The organism is Arthrobacter sp. MDT2-34-1 (assembly GCF_059091365.1).
The window spans coordinates 1-333 of the sequence record NZ_JBNHGO010000187.1; the positions used below are offsets into that span (position 1 = coordinate 1).

The window sequence follows — 333 nt, forward strand, 5'->3', positions numbered from 1 at the left end:
CTGGAGCAGGCCCAGGCCCAGCTGGACGCCGGGCGCGAACAGCTCGACGCCGGCGCCCGCGAAATCGTCGCCAACGAAGAAGCGCTCGCACTGGCGGAGCGCAAGCTGGAGGCGGCCGCGGAGATGCGCTTCGTCTCCGAACCCGCCGGCGACGGCCAGGTGGCCCTGAGCCAGGTGCAGTTCACCGAATCCATCAACGCCATCACGCCCGAGGTCCGGCAGGAGGTCCAGGCTACGGTGAACGAGGCGGCGGAGGCCGGCGTCGAAATCCACTTCAGCAAGGACATCACCGAGGACGTCTCCCAGATCTTTGGCACCGCCGAGCTTATCGGC

Annotated in this window: 1 pseudogene; it reads left to right on the top strand. The window is 68.5% G+C overall.

Going from position 1 to position 333, the window contains the following annotated elements:
• A pseudogene (locus tag AC5RVV_RS18300) lies at positions 1-333 on the top strand (MMPL family transporter); the annotation flags it as partial.